The sequence below is a fragment of the Streptococcus sp. HMSC072G04 genome (assembly GCF_001813295.1).
In the GTDB taxonomy this organism is placed as follows: domain Bacteria; phylum Bacillota; class Bacilli; order Lactobacillales; family Streptococcaceae; genus Streptococcus.
The window spans coordinates 19,832-36,623 of sequence record NZ_KV812002.1; the positions used below are offsets into that span (position 1 = coordinate 19,832).

The 16,792-nt window shown below is 44.3% G+C and carries 21 protein-coding genes and 2 tRNA genes; 20 read left to right on the forward strand and 3 right to left on the reverse strand.

Going from position 1 to position 16,792, the window contains the following annotated elements; genetic code table 11:
• Positions 1-144 precede the first annotated feature (144 nt).
• The 11 genes from HMPREF2904_RS00325 (at position 145) to rsmA (ending at position 8,026) form a co-directional block, all read left to right on the forward strand.
• Positions 145-1,038 carry a TDT family transporter gene (locus HMPREF2904_RS00325; protein ID WP_070659283.1) on the forward strand — a complete coding sequence of 298 codons (894 nt, stop codon included), beginning with the start codon at positions 145-147 and terminating at the stop codon, positions 1,036-1,038.
• Between the two features lie 85 nt (positions 1,039-1,123).
• Positions 1,124-1,801: a CPBP family intramembrane glutamic endopeptidase gene (locus tag HMPREF2904_RS00330; protein WP_070586735.1), complete on the forward strand. Its 678-nt coding sequence runs from the start codon at positions 1,124-1,126 to the stop codon at positions 1,799-1,801.
• Between the two features lie 78 nt (positions 1,802-1,879).
• The gene (gene rnpA, locus HMPREF2904_RS00335) at positions 1,880-2,221 is read left to right on the forward strand and encodes a ribonuclease P protein component (protein ID WP_003002960.1); all 342 of its coding nucleotides are present in this window, start codon (positions 1,880-1,882) and stop codon (positions 2,219-2,221) included.
• A 1-nt stretch (position 2,222) separates the two neighbouring features.
• Positions 2,223-3,038 (forward strand): YidC/Oxa1 family membrane protein insertase, encoded by an 816-nt coding sequence (locus HMPREF2904_RS00340; protein ID WP_003015944.1) that lies wholly within the window; start codon positions 2,223-2,225, stop codon positions 3,036-3,038.
• Positions 3,039-3,053: 15 nt separating this feature from the next.
• Positions 3,054-4,001: an RNA-binding cell elongation regulator Jag/EloR gene (jag, locus tag HMPREF2904_RS00345; protein WP_021153989.1), complete on the forward strand. Its 948-nt coding sequence runs from the start codon at positions 3,054-3,056 to the stop codon at positions 3,999-4,001.
• Positions 4,002-4,076: 75 nt separating this feature from the next.
• Positions 4,077-4,706: a ribonuclease P gene (locus HMPREF2904_RS00350; RefSeq protein WP_070659285.1), complete on the forward strand. Its 630-nt coding sequence runs from the start codon at positions 4,077-4,079 to the stop codon at positions 4,704-4,706.
• Between the two features lie 147 nt (positions 4,707-4,853).
• Positions 4,854-4,988 carry a 50S ribosomal protein L34 gene (gene rpmH / locus HMPREF2904_RS00355; RefSeq protein WP_003003086.1) on the forward strand — a complete coding sequence of 45 codons (135 nt, stop codon included), beginning with the start codon at positions 4,854-4,856 and terminating at the stop codon, positions 4,986-4,988.
• A gap of 125 nt (positions 4,989-5,113) precedes the next feature.
• Positions 5,114-5,884, forward strand: a complete 771-nt coding sequence (locus HMPREF2904_RS00360; RefSeq protein ID WP_070659287.1) for a TatD family hydrolase — start codon at positions 5,114-5,116, stop codon at positions 5,882-5,884.
• The gene (gene rnmV, locus HMPREF2904_RS00365; protein WP_176744591.1) at positions 5,856-6,440 is read left to right on the forward strand and encodes a ribonuclease M5; all 585 of its coding nucleotides are present in this window, start codon (positions 5,856-5,858) and stop codon (positions 6,438-6,440) included. Before HMPREF2904_RS00360 ends, rnmV begins: the two co-directional genes overlap by 29 nt.
• A 20-nt stretch (positions 6,441-6,460) precedes the next feature.
• The gene (locus HMPREF2904_RS00370; RefSeq protein ID WP_070659291.1) at positions 6,461-7,087 is read left to right on the forward strand and encodes an immunity protein Imm33 domain-containing protein; all 627 of its coding nucleotides are present in this window, start codon (positions 6,461-6,463) and stop codon (positions 7,085-7,087) included.
• Positions 7,088-7,150: 63 nt separating this feature from the next.
• Positions 7,151-8,026, forward strand: coding sequence for a 16S rRNA (adenine(1518)-N(6)/adenine(1519)-N(6))-dimethyltransferase RsmA (rsmA, locus tag HMPREF2904_RS00375; RefSeq protein ID WP_070659293.1), 876 nt, complete (start codon positions 7,151-7,153; stop codon positions 8,024-8,026).
• Between the two features lie 45 nt (positions 8,027-8,071).
• Here rsmA and HMPREF2904_RS00380 read toward each other — a convergent pair.
• From HMPREF2904_RS00380 to HMPREF2904_RS00390, 3 genes are all read right to left on the reverse strand, one after another.
• A tRNA-Ser gene (locus tag HMPREF2904_RS00380) sits at positions 8,072-8,160 on the reverse strand.
• Between the two features lie 4 nt (positions 8,161-8,164).
• Positions 8,165-8,247: transfer RNA gene (locus tag HMPREF2904_RS00385), tRNA-Leu, on the reverse strand.
• Positions 8,248-8,338: 91 nt separating this feature from the next.
• Entirely contained in the window at positions 8,339-9,256 is a 918-nt protein-coding gene (locus HMPREF2904_RS00390; RefSeq protein WP_070659295.1) for a CPBP family intramembrane glutamic endopeptidase, read from the reverse strand.
• A gap of 309 nt (positions 9,257-9,565) precedes the next feature.
• Here HMPREF2904_RS00390 and rsgA point away from each other — a divergent pair, with 309 nt between their 5' ends.
• From rsgA to rpsG, 9 genes are all read left to right on the forward strand, one after another.
• Positions 9,566-10,444, forward strand: coding sequence for a ribosome small subunit-dependent GTPase A (gene rsgA, locus HMPREF2904_RS00395; RefSeq protein WP_070659298.1), 879 nt, complete (start codon positions 9,566-9,568; stop codon positions 10,442-10,444).
• A 14-nt stretch (positions 10,445-10,458) separates the two neighbouring features.
• The gene (gene rpe / locus HMPREF2904_RS00400) at positions 10,459-11,118 is read left to right on the forward strand and encodes a ribulose-phosphate 3-epimerase (RefSeq protein WP_070594476.1); all 660 of its coding nucleotides are present in this window, start codon (positions 10,459-10,461) and stop codon (positions 11,116-11,118) included.
• The gene (locus HMPREF2904_RS00405; RefSeq protein ID WP_070659300.1) at positions 11,111-11,743 is read left to right on the forward strand and encodes a thiamine diphosphokinase; all 633 of its coding nucleotides are present in this window, start codon (positions 11,111-11,113) and stop codon (positions 11,741-11,743) included. The genes rpe and HMPREF2904_RS00405 overlap by 8 nt, the downstream gene beginning before the upstream one ends.
• 1 nt (position 11,744) lies before the next feature.
• Positions 11,745-12,995, forward strand: a complete 1,251-nt coding sequence (locus HMPREF2904_RS00410) for a DNA recombination protein RmuC (protein WP_003012406.1) — start codon at positions 11,745-11,747, stop codon at positions 12,993-12,995.
• On the forward strand, positions 12,982-13,929 hold the full coding sequence (locus HMPREF2904_RS00415; protein ID WP_070659302.1) for a 3'-5' exoribonuclease YhaM family protein: 948 nt from the start codon (positions 12,982-12,984) through the stop codon (positions 13,927-13,929). The genes HMPREF2904_RS00410 and HMPREF2904_RS00415 overlap by 14 nt, the downstream gene beginning before the upstream one ends.
• Positions 13,930-14,061: 132 nt before the next feature.
• A complete protein-coding gene (purR, locus tag HMPREF2904_RS00420) occupies positions 14,062-14,877 on the forward strand; it encodes a pur operon repressor (protein ID WP_003002950.1) in 816 nt (271 codons plus the stop codon).
• Between the two features lie 23 nt (positions 14,878-14,900).
• Positions 14,901-15,503: a hypothetical protein gene (locus HMPREF2904_RS00425; RefSeq protein WP_003002982.1), complete on the forward strand. Its 603-nt coding sequence runs from the start codon at positions 14,901-14,903 to the stop codon at positions 15,501-15,503.
• A 205-nt stretch (positions 15,504-15,708) separates the two neighbouring features.
• A complete protein-coding gene (gene rpsL, locus HMPREF2904_RS00430) occupies positions 15,709-16,122 on the forward strand; it encodes a 30S ribosomal protein S12 (RefSeq protein WP_003003125.1) in 414 nt (137 codons plus the stop codon).
• 19 nt (positions 16,123-16,141) lie between these two features.
• A complete protein-coding gene (gene rpsG, locus HMPREF2904_RS00435) occupies positions 16,142-16,612 on the forward strand; it encodes a 30S ribosomal protein S7 (protein WP_003003105.1) in 471 nt (156 codons plus the stop codon).
• Positions 16,613-16,792: the final 180 nt, after the last annotated feature.

Sequence of the window (16,792 nt, forward strand, 5' to 3'; positions counted from 1 at the left end):
TGACGTCCGTACTCACCTAAGGAAAGTTTTTATATGACTTTATCTTCAATCTGAACGAAGTTGGTATTCTCCAACTTCGTTTTTTGATGATGTTGCCTTTGTTTTTATGGTATACTGAAAGCGACAACATGATTGGAGCTTCCGATGAAAAAGATCCCCTTAGTATTTTCAGGCTGTCTGTTAGGACTGGTTGGCGCTGGAAACCTTCTTGCAGACTCGCTACCCTTCCTTGCTCATGCCTTTAGTCTGACAGGTTTGTTCTTCTGGTTTTTCTTTGTCGTTTATCATGCGATTCGCTGGCAAGAAACCAAGATAGAACTCCAACAACCAGCTCTTTTATCTGGGATGGCGACTTTTCCCATGGCAGGGATGATTCTTTCCACCTATCTTTTGCGCCTCTTTCCCGCCTTTGGAGGTCTATCACAGTTGGTCTGGTGGTCTGCCTTTCTCTTGGATCTGGGCTTAATTCTCTATTTTACCAAGACCCATGCCCTAGCGCGACCAAGAGCCAATGCCACTCCCAGTTGGACCGTTCTCTATGTGGGTATTGCAGTAGCAGCTTTGACCTATCCCGTTGTGGGAATCAGAGAGATTGCTTATCTCGCTTTAGTGATTGGTTTTGGTTTGACCTTTCTTCTTTATCCCCTTATCTATCATGATTTGAAGCAGTCCCCCTTACCCAGTCATCTGTTGGGCCAAGAAGGCATCTATTGCGCTCCATTTTCCCTTCTTTTAGCAGCTCTGGTTCGTGTGGGTGGAGCAAGCCTGCCTACCTGGCTCTTACTGATCATGGTGGTGGCCTCGCAAGGTCTTTATTTCTTTGTTTTGACGCGCCTACCGAGAATGATCAAAGAAGGTTTTCAACCTGCTTTTTCAGCCCTGACCTTTCCAACAGTTATCACAGCGACCTCTTTGAAAATGGCTCAAGGCTTGTTGCAACTGCCTTTCTTGACAGTTCTTGTATGGATGGAAACTCTTCTTTGTCTCTTGATTCTAGTCGCTGTCTTAGGTGGTTATGTGGCCTATCTCAGAGAGTAGGAAGTCATCCTTTTTCATTGAAACCTTGTCACGATTATGGTAAGATGCACTATACGATTTGTCATACTTTATAGGAAAGGTATCTATGAAATTCATCAAAGGAAAGCTCTCACTGCTTTATCCCCTCTTTCTGCTCTTGTTTTATTTTTATGTTCGGCCTCAATTTCGCCCTTTGGCCCAGTATGTCTCCAATAGTGTAGCAAGCGCCAATAGCTATTATTGGACCTTATTTGGCCTAGAAGGCCTCTATGCAGTCTTTACAGGATTTTTGGTCTATCGTTTTTCTAAAAAAGCGCAGTTTAAGCTGGGGAAGAATCCTCTTCAAGCCCTGATAGAAGCCGTTTTTGCGGCCTGTTTAGTTTACTGGTTGGACTACTTCATCAGTGGTTTTGTTCAAGGACGGGCAGCCGTTTTGAGTTTGTTTCCACGGGAAATTAGCCCCACAGGGGTACTTATCCTAGTGATCGCAATGGTTATCATCCGGCCAGTGACAGAAGAGCTGATCTTTCGTGGAGCCTTGGTGAATGCCTACTTTAAAGACTGGAAACTCTATGCTGAGATTTGGCTTCCAGCCCTCATCTACAGTGGCTTACATTTTCTCCACAATCCTTTTTCGCTAGGAGCTTCTATTATCTATCTCCTGCCGAGTGTGATTTTTGGGATCCTGTATTATCGGAGTAAGACGCTCCTTTCTCCTATTTTGGCTCATATCTTGCTCAATCTCTACTACACCTTGCCTTTACTTTTATCTGTATTTAAGTAGCAACCGATTTCCTGAGTGAGATTGGTTTTTTTTGAAAATATGGTATAATAGAATAAATTTAATAGAGGGAGTTGAGGTTTGAAAAAAAGCTACCGCGTCAAACGTGACAAAGATTTTAATGCTATTTTTAAAAGTGGTCAAAATGTTGCCAATCGGAAATTCGTTGTTTACCGCTTGCGCAAGGACCAACCGCATTTTCGAGTCGGCCTGTCTGTTAGTAAGAAACTGGGAAATGCTGTGACCAGAAATCGCATCAAACGTTTGATTCGCCATGTTTTGATCAAACACCAAGCCTTCCTTACGACCGATGATTTTGTTGTCATTGCTCGTAAAGGAGTGGAGGAGCTCGACTTTCATCAAGTAGAGAAAAATCTTGTACATGTCTTAAAATTAGCGCATGTCTACCAAGAAAGGGAATAATGTGAAAAAGAAACTGAAGTTAACTGGATTATTAGGAGCGGCCTTATTGGTCTTGACAGCTTGTGGAACCTCTCAAGTGACAGCTCAGTCGACAGGTGGTTGGGAACGCTTCGTCTACTTCTTTGCAGAAGCTATCCGCTTCTTGTCCTTTGGCGGAAGTATCGGTGTAGGGATTATCGTCTTTACCATTGTCATACGGACGGTCCTCTTGCCTCTCTTCCAATATCAAATGAATTCAACCCGCAAAATGCAGGAAATTCAACCCCTCCTCAAGGAATTGCAAGCTAAGTATCCTGGGAAGGATCTTGATAGTCGGACCAAGCTTTCTGAAGAGATGCGGGCCCTTTACAAGGAAAAAGGCGTCAAAACGTCTTCAGCCTTCCTTCCTCTCTTGATCCAGATGCCGGTCTTGATGGCCTTGTTCCAAGCGTTGAGCCGTGTCGAATTCCTTAAAGTCGGTCACTTCCTTTGGTTGGACCTTGGCGCGATCGACCCGACCTATATCTTGCCGGTTCTTGCAGCACTCTTCACATTTTTCAGCAGTTGGTTGACCAATAAAGCCATGCCAGAGCGCAATGGTAGTGCGACAACCATGATGTATGTGATGCCTGTGATGATCTTCTTCTTTGCCTTGTTCTCAGCTAGCGGGGTCGCACTATACTGGGTGACTTCCAATGCTTACCAAGTCGGGCAAACCTATCTCTTGAACAACCCTTTCAAGATTATCGCAGAGCGTGAAGCAAAAGAGCAAGCTTCGCGCGACATGGAAAAACAAAAACGTCGTGCCCTAAACAAAGCACAGAAAAAGAAAAAATAAGAAAGAGGTGGACATATGGTCCTATATACTGGAGCAACTGTTGAAGAAGCGATTCAAAAAGGTCTGAACGATTTAGATATTCCTCGTATGAAGGCACATATTACGGTTGTAGCGCGTGAAAAGAAAGGTTTTCTTGGCTTGTTTGGGAAAAAACCAGCCCAAGTAGAGATTGAGCCCATTGCAGAAACAACGGTTGTGAAAGCTAATCAAAAAGCTGTCAAAGGTGTCCCAGATGAGATCAATGCGCAAAACGAACCGGTGAAGACGGTGAGCGAAGCAACGGTCGATCTCGGACGCGTCGTTGCAGCGATCAAAAAGGTCGAAGAAGAAGGAGAAGTTGTCTCTGAAGAAATCAAGACCGAAATCCTGAAACATGACAAAGAAGCAGATACCGTTCTTGAAGAAAAAGGACATGAACATATCCTTGAAAAAGTTAAAGAACCAGCGACAAAAGAATCAAGCGAATCTGATTTCTCAAACCTTGGTATCGAGGTAGAGGAAAACTACAATATCGAAGAAGTCGTAGATGATGTGACAGCCTATGTTCAAACCGTGGTCGATGAAATGGATGTGGATGCGACCATCTCAAGTAGTCACAACCGCCGTACGGTCAATATGCAAATTGATACCAATGAGCCAGGACGTGTCATTGGTTACCACGGAAAAGTCTTGAAGGCTCTTCAACTTTTGGCACAAAATTACCTCTATAACCGCTACTCAAAGAATTTTTACATTACCATTAATGTTAATGACTATGTAGAACACCGGGCGGAAGTTCTTCAAAGCTATGCTCAGAAGTTAGCAACGCGTGCCCTCGAAGATGGGCAAGCCCAACAGACAGATCCGATGTCAAACAGTGAACGCAAAATCATTCACCGGATCGTCTCTAAGATGGAAGGAGTCACTAGCTACTCTGAAGGGGAAGAACCAAACCGTTATGTAGTTGTCGACATTGAAGGATAATCTAGCTATTATTTCCCATAAGGGAGAGACGGGATTGAGCCGATCTCTCCTTTTTTAGGTTTAGAAAGGAAGCAAATGGCATTTGCAGCGATTCGAGAGTTTTTAAAGCTTCAAGGAATTCACTACCAGGCCCCAGCAAAGGCAGGGGTGCTAGCATCGGAGATGGAGCAGTATCGTGCCCTAGCTCAAGCGGCTCGTAAGGAATTCACCGATTTGGTCTCGGCCTTTCAGCAGCGTCACCCTTACTTGGAGCAGGATCGGACCAGCCAATGGATGAACCAGGCCCAGGTCTTTCGGCCTCATTTTTGGGCCTATCTAAAAGGAGAAGGGACGATGGCAGAACCTATGTTTGCCTTGAGGCTCTATGGAGATGCAGTTGATTTTGGAGTTTCCTTAGAGGTGAGTTTTATCGAGCGAAAAAAAGATGAGCAGAGCCTTCAAAAACAACACATGGTTCTCACCCTTCCCATCACTCAGCCAGTTTATTATTTCGCCCAGAAAAATGGAGAGAGTCAAAGGGTAGAGGGAACAGAAAAGAATCGCCATGATCTGTTACAAGCAGTAGCAGAAGGGGCAGTTCGTAAGGTCCTTGTCAAATACGATGTTTCTCTAGTCAAGGAGGGTTCTCTTGAGGATGTCTTGGATCAGTTGCAAGAGGCGCTGGTTGCTCTGGAACCCTATTACTTGGCAACCCGTCAGGTGTAGAAAGGTGTTCTCCGACCTGTATTTGCAACAATTTTTCCATAGCTATTGACAAATAGAGTCGAATCCGATAGAATAGTAAAGTATGTTTAGTAACTGATCACAACTAGCCGGCTAAACGAATACAAAATCTATTAGGAGGTATTCATCGTGAAACGTACTTATCAACCAAGTAAACTTCGTCGTGCGCGCAAACATGGTTTCCGTCACCGTATGGCAACTAAAAATGGTCGTCGCGTATTGGCAGCTCGTCGTCGTAAAGGACGCAAAGTTTTGGCTGCCTAATTCAGATAAAAACCTAAAAACCAGTAGAAACTCGAGACTACTGGTTTTTGTTTTGTCCGAAAGTGAATTTAGAGGCGCTTTCTGCTATAATAGAAGGAAGAAAAACTCGGAAGAAAAGGAAGATCATGCAGATTTTTGATACCCACACCCATCTTAATGTGGAAGAATTCGCAGGAAAAGAACAAGAAGAGCTCGACTTGGCCAAGGAAATGGGTGTTGTAGCCCACAATATCGTTGGTTTTGACAAACCGACGATTGAGCGTGCCATGGAGTTGGCAGATCAATATCCAGAACTCTATCTCACGCTTGGCTGGCACCCCACTGAGGCAGGAGATTATAGTCCTGAAGTGGAGGCCTATTTACTTGAACAGCTAAAACATCCCAAAGTCGTCGCACTCGGAGAAATCGGTCTGGATTACCACTGGATGACGGCACCAAAAGATGTCCAAGAAAAGGTTTTTCGTCGTCAGATTCAATTGTCTAAAGACTTGGACTTGCCTTTTGTGGTGCATACACGTGATGCTTTAGAAGATACTTATGCCATCATCAAGAGTGAAGGAGTCGGTCCTCGCGGTGGGATCATGCATTCTTTCTCAGGAAGTTTAGAAGAAGCTAAACGCTTCATGGATCTGGGAATGATGATTTCTTTTTCTGGAGTGATCACTTTTAAGAAAGCAACAGATGTCCAAGAAGCAGCAGCTGGCCTTCCGTTAGACAAGATCCTGGTTGAAACAGACGCTCCTTACCTGGCACCAGTTCCCAAACGTGGTCGAGAAAATAAAACAGCCTACACTCGTTATGTGGTAGATTTTATTGCAGAACTACGTGGCTTAACAACAGAAGAAGTGGCTCAGGCAACCTATGACAATGCAAGAAAGGTATTTGGCCTTGACTGAGAAAAGAAAAATACCAGAAGTGATTGTCGTGGAGGGCAAGGACGACACGGCCAATCTCCGCCGTTTTTATGAGGTGGATACCTATGAAACGCGAGGTTCTGCGATCGATCAAGATGACTTGGAACGAATTGCTACCTTGCAAGAGTTGCGAGGAGTCATTGTCTTTACCGATCCAGACTATAATGGCGAGCGAATTCGCAAGATCATTATGCAAGAGGTGCCCCAGGCCAAACATGCCTTTTTAAATCGTGGCGAGGCAGTGCCCAAATCCAAGACCAAGGGGCGTTCCTTGGGAGTGGAGCATGCCAGTTTTGAAGACTTAGAAAAAGCCTTAGCTGGACTGGTCGGGTCTTACGAAGATGAAAATTTCTTTGATATCACAAAGACCGACTTGATGCGTCTTGGGCTGTTGATGGGCAGCGATAGTCGCAAACGGCGGGAATATCTAGGCGAAACCTTGCGCATCGGCTACTGCAATGGCAAGCAATTGATCAAACGCTTGGAATTGTTTGGAATTTGTTTGGCCCAAGTCGAAGAGGCGATGGCCAGTTATTAAAAAAGAGATAGAGGTAGAAGATGGGATTGTTCGACCTATTTAAAGATAAGAAAAAAGAGATCGGCTTTTCTTTAGAGAATGTTCAAGTAGAGCACCAAAAGAACCCGCGACATTTTTTGATTCCTAGTCAAGATGAAATCAACCAATTGAAGCTTGGAGATCAGGTTCGACTCATCTTTGTGTTGGATACAGTCTTGGAGAATGGGTGTCGAGCAGAGCGTATGTGGGTTGAACTGACTGAGATTCGTGATGGAAAATTTAAAGGATGTTTAACCAATCAACCCGCTTATATTACCTCCATCCAGCTTGGAGATGAGCTGGATTTTGCGCAGGAACATATCGCAAGCCTGATGCTTCCTCCGCTGAATTTTGATACGCAAAAAGGGGCCATAATTACCAAGGATTGCTTCCTACGACGTGAGATTAATTGGGCGATTCACGATGTACCTCACAATCCACAAGATAGTGGTTGGCAATTCTTTACAGGCTTTGAGTCTCAGGGAGATTTGGACGATCCATCTAAGATTACCATTATCAGTCTTGAAGAGGCCTTGGAAATAGAGCCCTTGTTGGAAACCGTCTTAGATAAGAATGGGGGAGCTTATGTCTACCAAGCGGAGCAGAATGCTTTTGTGGAAGACTGTTAGACTAGCCTACGGAGAAAAAAGAGAGAGTATGTCTCACTCTAAACTGATTAGAAAAGAGAAAATATGAGAATTGCAGATTATAGCGTGACCAAGGCAGTGCTGGAGCGTCACGGTTTTACCTTTAAAAAATCCTTCGGTCAGAACTTCTTGACCGATACCAACATCCTTCAAAAAATTGTGGATACGGCAGAGATTGATAAGCAGGTCAATGTCATCGAAATCGGTCCTGGAATTGGAGCCCTCACTGAGTTCTTGGCGGAAAATGCGGCAGAGGTCATGGCCTTTGAGATCGATGACCGCCTGGTTCCCATTTTGGCGGATACCTTGCGTGATTTTGACAATGTCACGGTTGTCAACCAAGACATCCTCAAGGTAGACCTCAACCAGTACATCGCAGAGTTTAAAAATCCAGACCTTCCGATCAAGGTGGTGGCTAACCTTCCGTATTACATCACAACTCCCATCCTCATGCACTTGATCGAATCCAAGATTCCTTTCCAAGAATTTGTGGTCATGATGCAAAAAGAGGTGGCAGACCGCATCTCGGCTGAGCCCAACACCAAGGCTTATGGTTCTTTATCCATTGCAGTCCAATACTATATGACTGCCAAGGTAGCCTTTATCGTGCCTCGCACCGTCTTTGTGCCCGCACCAAACGTCGACTCTGCCATTTTGAAGATGGTCCGTCGCGAAGAACCTGCAGTAGCAGTCAAGGATGAAGATTTCTTCTTCTCTGTCAGCAAGGCCAGCTTTGTCCACCGGCGGAAGACACTTTGGAACAACTTGACCAGTCGCTTTGGCAAGACCGAAGAAATCAAAGCCAAACTGGAAGCAGGAATCCAAGCTGCAGGCCTGCAACCTTCTGTACGAGGAGAAGCTCTCAGCTTAGAAGACTTCGCCCGCCTAGCAGATAGCCTTCTAGAAGCAGGAATAAAATAACAGAAAAGACATGAGCTTCATAGCTCATGTCTTGTTTGTTGTAGAAGGAAAGGACGGGATTTGAACCCGCGCGTGAATAAAATCCACTTGCCGGATTTCGAGTCCGGTGCCGTACCGAGCTGGGCCACCTTTCCAAGATGCGGAGAAAGGGATTTGAACCCTCACGCCCGAAGGGGCACATGCGCCTGAAGCATGCGTGTCTGCCGTTCCACCACCTCCGCATAGTTCTATTATACACTTTTTAGGAAAAATGCCAAGGAAAAAAAGGAACAGGGGAGCCTACAGATGTCTCCTGTTCCTTTTATCAATAGATCATTTCAATGCCGCAGGATATAGGCTCTCTTGCTCCTTGGAGGTGTCTTTGAGGATAAAGATGGCCCATAAAAGAGCTAAGATGCAGACCACTAATCCCGGGATGCCCCCTTCAGGACCAAATTCACCACCAGTGACCAAGGTGTGATTTGAAGTTGTGAAGTACATCAAGGATGATTCGCTGTCAAAGCCACTGACATGAAAACCATAGACATTTCCCATCAGGAAATTCCAGGCAAAGTGGAAGCCACAAGGTCCCCAAATATTCCCGCGTTTCAGGGCATAGACTGCTGTAAAGACCCCAAAGAAGAAGAGATGAACAGTAGAGAACCAAGAAGCACCGTTGTTATTCATATGGAAGTAAGAGAACATAGTAGCTGAGATCAGGATAGCTAGAAGGGCATTGGTATGGTAGGAGATAGTTGGAATCAACCAACCACGGATATAAATTTCTTCTGCCGCAGTTTGGAAAATATAGCCGATCAAGACCAAAATCCAGGATACAAGAAATGGCATACTAAATTGAATGCGATGGAATGTGGCATTTCCAGTGACTAAAAAGACGATCAAGACTGTTGTGATCATGATGCCTCCCACAAGGCAACCTTTGGCGAATTCAGAAAGCCCATTTCCTTTGGAAAATCCCATGGTTCGAATAGGCCGCTTTTCAATCAAGCGAACCCAAAGGAAGAAGGCGATGATGGTATAGAGGAAGGACCAAAGGTCAAGGATGTTCCACCAGTCTGGGATCCAGTGTTGCTTATTGAGAAAAAAGCTAGTCGATGCCGTGCTAACAGGGGACATGTACTCTGTGATGTAATACAGAATAAACGGAGCTAAAAACCAGGGTGTCAGAAATTTTCCCTTTTTGATATTGGCAATCAAGGGATTCTCTTTAGAAAGAAAAGAAAGACTCATAAAGAACCTCCATCTAAAAACGTAGAACAAAGAAACAGCTTTCTTTGTACAGCAAGTAATCGTTGAAACAAGGCGCTTCTTGATGTCACTTCCTTTCTGCGTTCTTGTTTCGAGCTTCCCACAAGCAACTTATTTATGAATGTTTTTCACATTTATTATACCTAAATTGGGAAGCGGTTACAATACCCCTATCTTTATTATCCCTAAAAATTTTACTGAAACTAGTTCCAGATTTTTCTTATTGAGCAATCCAGCCTTATTTCTCATTTTTTGGTATAATAGATAGTATTAATCTCAAAGGAGTGCGATTTGCAAGGAACCATCGTCAAGGCCTTGGCTGGCTTCTACTACGTGGAGTCAGACGGTCACATTTACCAGACACGGGCTCGTGGAAATTTTAGAAAAAAAGGACAGACTCCTTATGTGGGGGATCAGGTAGAATTCTCTGCCGAAGAGAATTCAGAAGGCTACATTTTGAGCATTGCGCCTCGAAAAAATAGCCTCGTGCGTCCTCCTATTGTCAATATTGATCAAGCAGTAGTGATCATGTCAGCGAAGGAGCCGGATTTCAATGCCAATCTTTTAGACCGTTTTCTGGTTCTTTTGGAGCACAAGGGGATTCATCCCATTGTCTATATTTCAAAACTGGACTTGTTAGAAGATATGGAAGACATCCACTACTACCAAGGAATCTATCAGGCTATTGGCTACGACTTTGTCTTGTCGATTGAGGAACTCTTGCCCCTTTTGACCAATCAAACCACGGTCTTTATGGGACAGACCGGTGTAGGAAAATCGACCTTGCTCAATAAGATTGCTCCGGATCTGGAGCTTGAAACGGGTGAGATTTCAGATAGTCTGGGGCGTGGTCGACACACGACCCGAGCTGTCAGCTTTTACCATTTAAATGGAGGAAAGATTGCAGATACGCCTGGTTTCTCCTCCCTCGATTATGAAGTGACGACCAGTGAAGACTTAAATCAAGCCTTCCCAGAGATCGCCGATGTGAGCCACTCTTGTAAATTTCGTACCTGTACCCACACGCATGAGCCAGCTTGTGCGGTGAAACCAGCCGTTGAAAGAGAGGAAATTGCACCTTTCCGTTATGAGGATTACTTGCAATTTCTAAGTGAGGTTGAAAACCGTCGCGAAACCTATAAAAAAGTTTCGAAAAAAATGCCAAAATAGGAGACACTACAACGATGAAAACAATGAAAATTGCACCCTCAATTTTGAGTGCAGATTATGCTAATTTTGAAAGTGAATTGAAACGCTTAGAAGCAGCAGGAGCTGACTATGCCCATATCGATGTCATGGATGGCCATTTTGTGCCTAATATCAGCTTTGGAGCTGGTGTCGTAGAGAGCATGCGACCACATAGCAAGTTGGTCTTTGATTGCCACTTGATGGTCACCAATCCTGAACACCATATCGAAGAATTTGCCCGTGCAGGTGCTGATATCATCAGCATCCATGTGGAAGCTACTCCTCATATCCACGGAGCTCTTCAAAAAATTCGTCAAGCGGGTGTGAAGGCGAGTGTCGTGATCAACCCAGGGACTCCTGTAGACAGTATCAAACATGTCTTGAACTTGGTGGATCAAGTCTTGGTTATGACCGTTAATCCAGGATTCGGTGGCCAAGCCTTCTTGCCTGAAACCATGGACAAGGTGCGCGAATTAGCCGCTCTTCGTGAAGAAAAAGGTTTAGACTTTGATATCGAAGTGGATGGTGGAATTGATGCTCAAAGTATTTCCCAAGCAAAAGAAGCCGGGGCTAATGTCTTTGTAGCGGGCTCTTATGTCTTTAATGGAGATGTTAATGAGCGCGTTCAAACGCTCCGAGATGCTGTAAATGGTTAAGATTGCAATACTGGCAGGAGGTGACAGCACGCTCTTGCCAAGAAATCATGACGTTTATGTAGGCGTTGATGGTGGCTGTTTGAAGTTACTGGAACAAGGTCTGCCTTTAGATATAGCTGTGGGGGATTTCGATTCCGTCTCTGAGACCGATTTGCGCCAGATCCGAACCCAAGCCAAGCAAGTTGTTCAATCCGTCCCTGAAAAGAACGATACGGATTTGGAATTGGCCTTGAAAGCGGCCTTTGAGGCCTATCCAGAGGCTGAAGTCACCGTTTATGGTGCTTTCGGCGGTCGTTTGGATCACTTTTTGTCCAATATCTTTTTGCCGACCGATCCAGACCTAGCTCCCTACATGGAGCAAATCCAATTAGTCGACGGTCAAAATCGCTTGATCTACAGATCAGCCGGCTGCCATGAGATTCAGCCAGATCCAGCCATGTCCTATGTTGGTTTTATGCCTGTCGGACAAGGCCACTTAGAGATCACAGGAGCCAAGTATCCGCTCCATCAGGAGAATTATTTTTTGAAGGCCATGTATGGCTCCAATGAATTTTTGGATCAACCGATTCAAGTGAGTCTTGACCGTGGCTATCTTGTCATTGTTTATAGTAAAGACAGAGGTTAATATGAATATCATTCTGCTTCTGATTGGCCTGCTCAATCTGGGCCTCCTCATCTATCTCTTGCAACGGTCAGATGATACAAGACCGGCTTTACGAGAGATGCTGGAAGACCATGAGGATCATTTGACAGACCAGTTGGACTATCGTTTTGAAAAAGAAAGACAAGCAAGCCAGATTGCCAATCAACAGTTAGAGATCGCCCTGACAGATCGCTTGACCGAGATGCGAGTGGAGATCCACCAGCAGACGACGGCTCTGCGCGCTGAGATGAATGAGCACTTTACTAAAAATCGGGACAAAACAGATGAGCGCATGCGCCAGATCCAAGAGTCCAATGAAGTGCGGCTAGAACAGATGCGCCAAACGGTAGAAGAAAAATTGGAGAAAACCTTGCAACACCGTTTGCAGACCTCCTTTGAGACGGTTTCAAAACAATTGGAGTCGGTCAACAAAGGGTTGGGAGAAATGCAGACGGTGGCGCGGGATGTCGGAACCCTTAATAAAGTTCTCTCCAATACCAAGACGCGTGGGATTATGGGCGAATTGCAGCTGGGCCAAATCATCGAAGATATCTTGACCCCAGCCCAGTATGAGCGGGAGTTTGTCACCGTTCCTCAATCCAGTGAGCGCGTGGAATATGCCATTAAGCTTCCAGGACAAGGAGAGGAGCCAGTCTATCTGCCGATTGACTCTAAATTCCCACTGGAAGACTACTATCGTCTGGAAGAAGCTTATGAATCAGGAGAGAAAGAGGAGATCGAGCGTTACCGCAAGGCCCTTCTTGCTAGTATCAAGCGTTTTGCTAAGGATATCCAACAAAAATACCTCTTTCCACCAGCGACAACGAATTTCGGAATTCTCTTTTTGCCAACTGAAGGCCTCTATTCCGAAGTGGTTCGCAATCCAGAATTCTTCGATCGCTTGCGTCGAGACGAACAAATTTTAGTGGCTGGGCCAAGTACCTTATCAGCCCTCTTGAACTCCTTGTCTGTTGGCTTTAAAACGCTCAACATCCAAAAGAGTGCAGATGACATTAGCAAGGTGTTGGGATCGGTCAAATCAGAATTCCATAAGTTTGGAGGGATTCTGGCCAAGACTCAGCGCCATTTAAAGAATGCTTCCAATAATATTGATGATTTGCTAACCAGACGGACCAGTGCCATCGAGCGGACACTCCGCCAAATCGAAAGCGATGAGGACCTGCTGGGACTAGATGTATATATAGAAGATGGAGAAGATGATGGTCAAAATTAACCAAATGAAAAAAGATGAATTGTTCGAAGGATTCTATTTGATCAAGTCAGCAGAAGTGCGTCAAACGCGGGCCGGGAAAAACTACCTCGCCTTTGTCTTCCAGGATGAGACCGGTACAATCGAAGGCAAACTATGGGACGCTCAACCCCACAATGTAGAGAGCTTTACAGCTGGGCGCGTGGTCCATATGTCTGGACGTCGAGAAGTTTACAATAATACCCCGCAAGTCAATCAATTGAACATGCGTTTGCCACAAGCAGGAGAGCCCAACAATCCAGCAGACTTTAAGGAAAAACCACCAGTAGATCCCAAGGAATTGCATGAATACCTGTCAAACATGATTTTCAAAATTGAAAATCCAGTCTGGCAACGGATTGTCCGGGCCCTCTATGGGAAATATGAGAAAGAGTTTTATAGCTATCCAGCTGCTAAGACCAACCACCATGCCTTTGAAGCAGGCCTTGCTTATCATACGGCAACCATGGTCCGCTTGGCAGATAGTATCGGCGATATCTATCCTCAGTTGAATAAAAGTTTGCTCTTTGCAGGGATTATGTTACACGATTTGGCCAAAGTGATCGAGTTGACGGGACCTGAAAATACAGAATACACTGTTCGAGGCAACCTCATCGGCCACATTGCACTGATCGATGAAGAAATCACCAAGGTCTTGCAAGACTTGAAGATTGATGATCAAAAAGAAGAAGTTATCGTCCTTCGCCATGTGATCTTGAGTCACCATGGCTTGCTCGAATACGGTAGTCCTGTTCGTCCAAAAATCATGGAAGCAGAGATTATTCATATGATCGATAATTTGGATGCAGAAATGATGATGATGACAACAGCACTTGGCTTAATTGGGCCTGGCGAAATGACCAATAAAATCTTTGCTATGGAAAATCGTTCCTTCTATAAACCGAATCTCGATGAATAAAAACTGCGAGAAATACGGGAATAATTCTGCTAAAAATGAAATAATTAGGAAAAAACGGCCTTCTGTAAATCAGAATGTTCGTTTTTTTCGCTTCTTATGGTATAATGATAGAAAAAACTACATGGTGAGAAAATGAAATTAAGAAGAAGTGAACGGATGGTCGTGATTTCTAATTACTTGATCAACCATCCCTATGAATTGACTAGCCTCAATACGTTTGCGGAAAAGTATGAGTCTGCCAAGTCTTCCATCTCAGAAGATATCGTGATTATTAAGCGAGCTTTTGAAGAGATGGAAATCGGAAATATTGAGACCATTACAGGAGCTGGAGGAGGCGTGATCTTTACACCGTCTATCTCAGATCAAGAATCCAAAGAAATCGTCGAGGATCTTTGCAAGCAACTGTCTGAAAGTGATCGTATCCTTCCTGGTGGCTACATTTACTTGTCTGATCTTTTGAGCAATCCAAAGATTTTGAATCGGATCGGACGCATCATTGCCAAAGCCTTCCGGAATAAGAAGATTGATGCTGTCATGACCGTAGCGACCAAGGGAGTTCCTTTAGCCAATGCAGTAGCTAATGTCTTGAATGTTCCATTCGTCATTGTCCGTCGTGATTTGAAAATCACCGAAGGGTCAACCGTTAGTGTCAACTATGTTTCAGGCTCAAGTGGGGATCGCATTGAGAAAATGTTCCTTTCAAAACGGAGCCTAAAAGCAGGAAGCCGGGTCTTGATTGTCGATGACTTCCTTAAAGGTGGCGGAACGATTAACGGAATGGTCAGTCTCTTGGCTGAATTCGATTCTGAATTAGCAGGGGTAGCTGTCTTTGCGGATAATGCTGCAACCGACCGGGAGTTCTTCGAACACAAATCCTTATTGCGCGTGACCAACATCGATGTAAAAGAAAATAAATTGAGTGTCGAAGTTGGGAATATCTTTGATTAAGAGCAACAAAGGAGGATCAAAAAGTGAAAAGAATTTTAGATCGATTTGATAATAGTCCTTTGTGGATTCGCTTGGTGACAGTTCTTACCTTATCCTTTATTTTGGTAGCTGGCTTGTATACTGTTAAAAAGAATACAGCTGCTCAGGTAACGACAGAAATTCAACCTGCTAAAAAAACAGGTTCCCTTCCAGTGAAAAAGGAAACAAAGGAAGAAAAAGAAAAGAAGGAAGAAAAGAAAAATACAGAAGCTGCTGAAAAAGCAGTCGTTCAAATGGAAACAACTCCAAGTCAAGATTCTGTGAACGCTGCCCAGGCTGCTGTGAAGAAAGTCAAAGATGCAACTCAAAAGCAATCGCTTGAAGCCCGTATCCAATACATTGCTAACTATTATGGACTGACCTATGAGAGTGATACTGTGACAACGCAGCAGACTCAAACAGACGCTAATGCCAACACGAACGCAAACGCGAATGCTAATGCCAATGCCAATGCTAATGCCAATGCCAATGCTAATGCCAATGCTGGAGTAGCTGGAGGCAATGCGACAGTCCAACCACAACAGCAACAACAGTATGCTCCAGCTGCAGCTACAGGGGCAGAAGAACCTGCTCAAGCTGGTCAATAGTGAACTTTTTCAACTTCTTTAAAAAATAAAAAAACATCTTGCAATCAAAGTGCCGTCATGTTATAATAATAGACGGTACTTTTTACTTTTGGTCTCTCAAGAGTGTACAGGGACGTGCTGACAAATGTTGCAAAAGTACACACAGATGGTAGCTGTCACCAAGTGTACCATCACCAAAAATAAAAAATTTCACAGGAGAATGTAGATGCCTACAATTAACCAATTGGTTCGCAAACCGCGTAAATCAAAAGTAGAAAAATCTAAATCACCAGCTTTGAACGTTGGTTACAACAGTCATAAAAAAGTTCAAACAAACGTTTCTTCACCACAAAAACGTGGTGTTGCAACTCGTGTTGGAACAATGACACCTAAAAAACCTAACTCTGCCCTTCGTAAATTTGCCCGTGTACGTTTGAGCAACTTGATCGAAGTGACTGCTTATATCCCAGGTATCGGACACAACTTGCAAGAACACAGCGTGGTTCTTCTTCGTGGTGGACGTGTAAAAGACCTTCCAGGGGTACGTTACCATATCGTCCGTGGAGCACTTGATACTGCAGGTGTAAACGATCGTAAACAAGGCCGTTCTAAATACGGTACTAAAAAACCAAAAGCATAAGGAAAGGGGATAAAGAAAAATGAGTCGTAAAAACCGTGCGCCTAAACGCGATGTATTGCCAGATCCGCTTTACAATTCACAATTAGTTACTCGTCTTATCAACCGCGTTATGCTTGATGGTAAACGTGGTACAGCTGCTTCAATCGTTTACGGAGCTTTCGAACAAATTAAAGAAGCTACTGGAAACGATGCTCTTGAAGTATTCGAAACAGCTATGGAAAACATCATGCCTGTACTTGAAGTACGTGCTCGCCGTGTCGGTGGTTCTAACTACCAAGTCCCAGTTGAAGTTCGTCCAGAACGTCGTACAACACTTGGACTTCGTTGGTTGGTAACAATCGCTCGTCAACGTGGTGAACACACAATGGTTGATCGTCTTGCAAAAGAAATCTTGGATGCAGCGAACAACACTGGTGCAGCTGTTAAGAAACGTGAAGATACTCACCGTATGGCTGAAGCTAACCGTGCATTCGCACACTTCCGCTGGTAAGATTATGATGCTAGGAACGCTAAGGATGCAAAGTGAAAATAGGAAACTGACGCAGTATTCGATGAATACAAGGAAGTTTATCTTTTTCACACAGCATCCCGTTCCGGCTCAAATCGGCTAACTAACTTTAGCCTGGGTTCAATTACGCTTCGTCAGCTCATGAACCCAATTCAACTCTTC

Coding starts and splice junctions, on each gene's coding strand:
- HMPREF2904_RS00325 (WP_070659283.1), top strand. CDS start 145: ATGAAAAAGATCCCCTTAGTATTTTCAGGCTGTCTGTTAGGACTGGTT.
- HMPREF2904_RS00330 (WP_070586735.1), top strand. CDS start 1,124: ATGAAATTCATCAAAGGAAAGCTCTCACTGCTTTATCCCCTCTTTCTG.
- jag (WP_021153989.1), top strand. CDS start 3,054: ATGGTCCTATATACTGGAGCAACTGTTGAAGAAGCGATTCAAAAAGGT.
- HMPREF2904_RS00350 (WP_070659285.1), top strand. CDS start 4,077: ATGGCATTTGCAGCGATTCGAGAGTTTTTAAAGCTTCAAGGAATTCAC.
- HMPREF2904_RS00360 (WP_070659287.1), top strand. CDS start 5,114: ATGCAGATTTTTGATACCCACACCCATCTTAATGTGGAAGAATTCGCA.
- rnmV (WP_176744591.1), top strand. CDS start 5,856: ATGCAAGAAAGGTATTTGGCCTTGACTGAGAAAAGAAAAATACCAGAA.
- HMPREF2904_RS00370 (WP_070659291.1), top strand. CDS start 6,461: ATGGGATTGTTCGACCTATTTAAAGATAAGAAAAAAGAGATCGGCTTT.
- rsmA (WP_070659293.1), top strand. CDS start 7,151: ATGAGAATTGCAGATTATAGCGTGACCAAGGCAGTGCTGGAGCGTCAC.
- HMPREF2904_RS00390 (WP_070659295.1), bottom strand. CDS start 9,256: ATGAGTCTTTCTTTTCTTTCTAAAGAGAATCCCTTGATTGCCAATATC.
- rpe (WP_070594476.1), top strand. CDS start 10,459: ATGAAAACAATGAAAATTGCACCCTCAATTTTGAGTGCAGATTATGCT.
- HMPREF2904_RS00405 (WP_070659300.1), top strand. CDS start 11,111: ATGGTTAAGATTGCAATACTGGCAGGAGGTGACAGCACGCTCTTGCCA.
- HMPREF2904_RS00410 (WP_003012406.1), top strand. CDS start 11,745: ATGAATATCATTCTGCTTCTGATTGGCCTGCTCAATCTGGGCCTCCTC.
- HMPREF2904_RS00415 (WP_070659302.1), top strand. CDS start 12,982: ATGGTCAAAATTAACCAAATGAAAAAAGATGAATTGTTCGAAGGATTC.
- purR (WP_003002950.1), top strand. CDS start 14,062: ATGAAATTAAGAAGAAGTGAACGGATGGTCGTGATTTCTAATTACTTG.
- rpsL (WP_003003125.1), top strand. CDS start 15,709: ATGCCTACAATTAACCAATTGGTTCGCAAACCGCGTAAATCAAAAGTA.
- rpsG (WP_003003105.1), top strand. CDS start 16,142: ATGAGTCGTAAAAACCGTGCGCCTAAACGCGATGTATTGCCAGATCCG.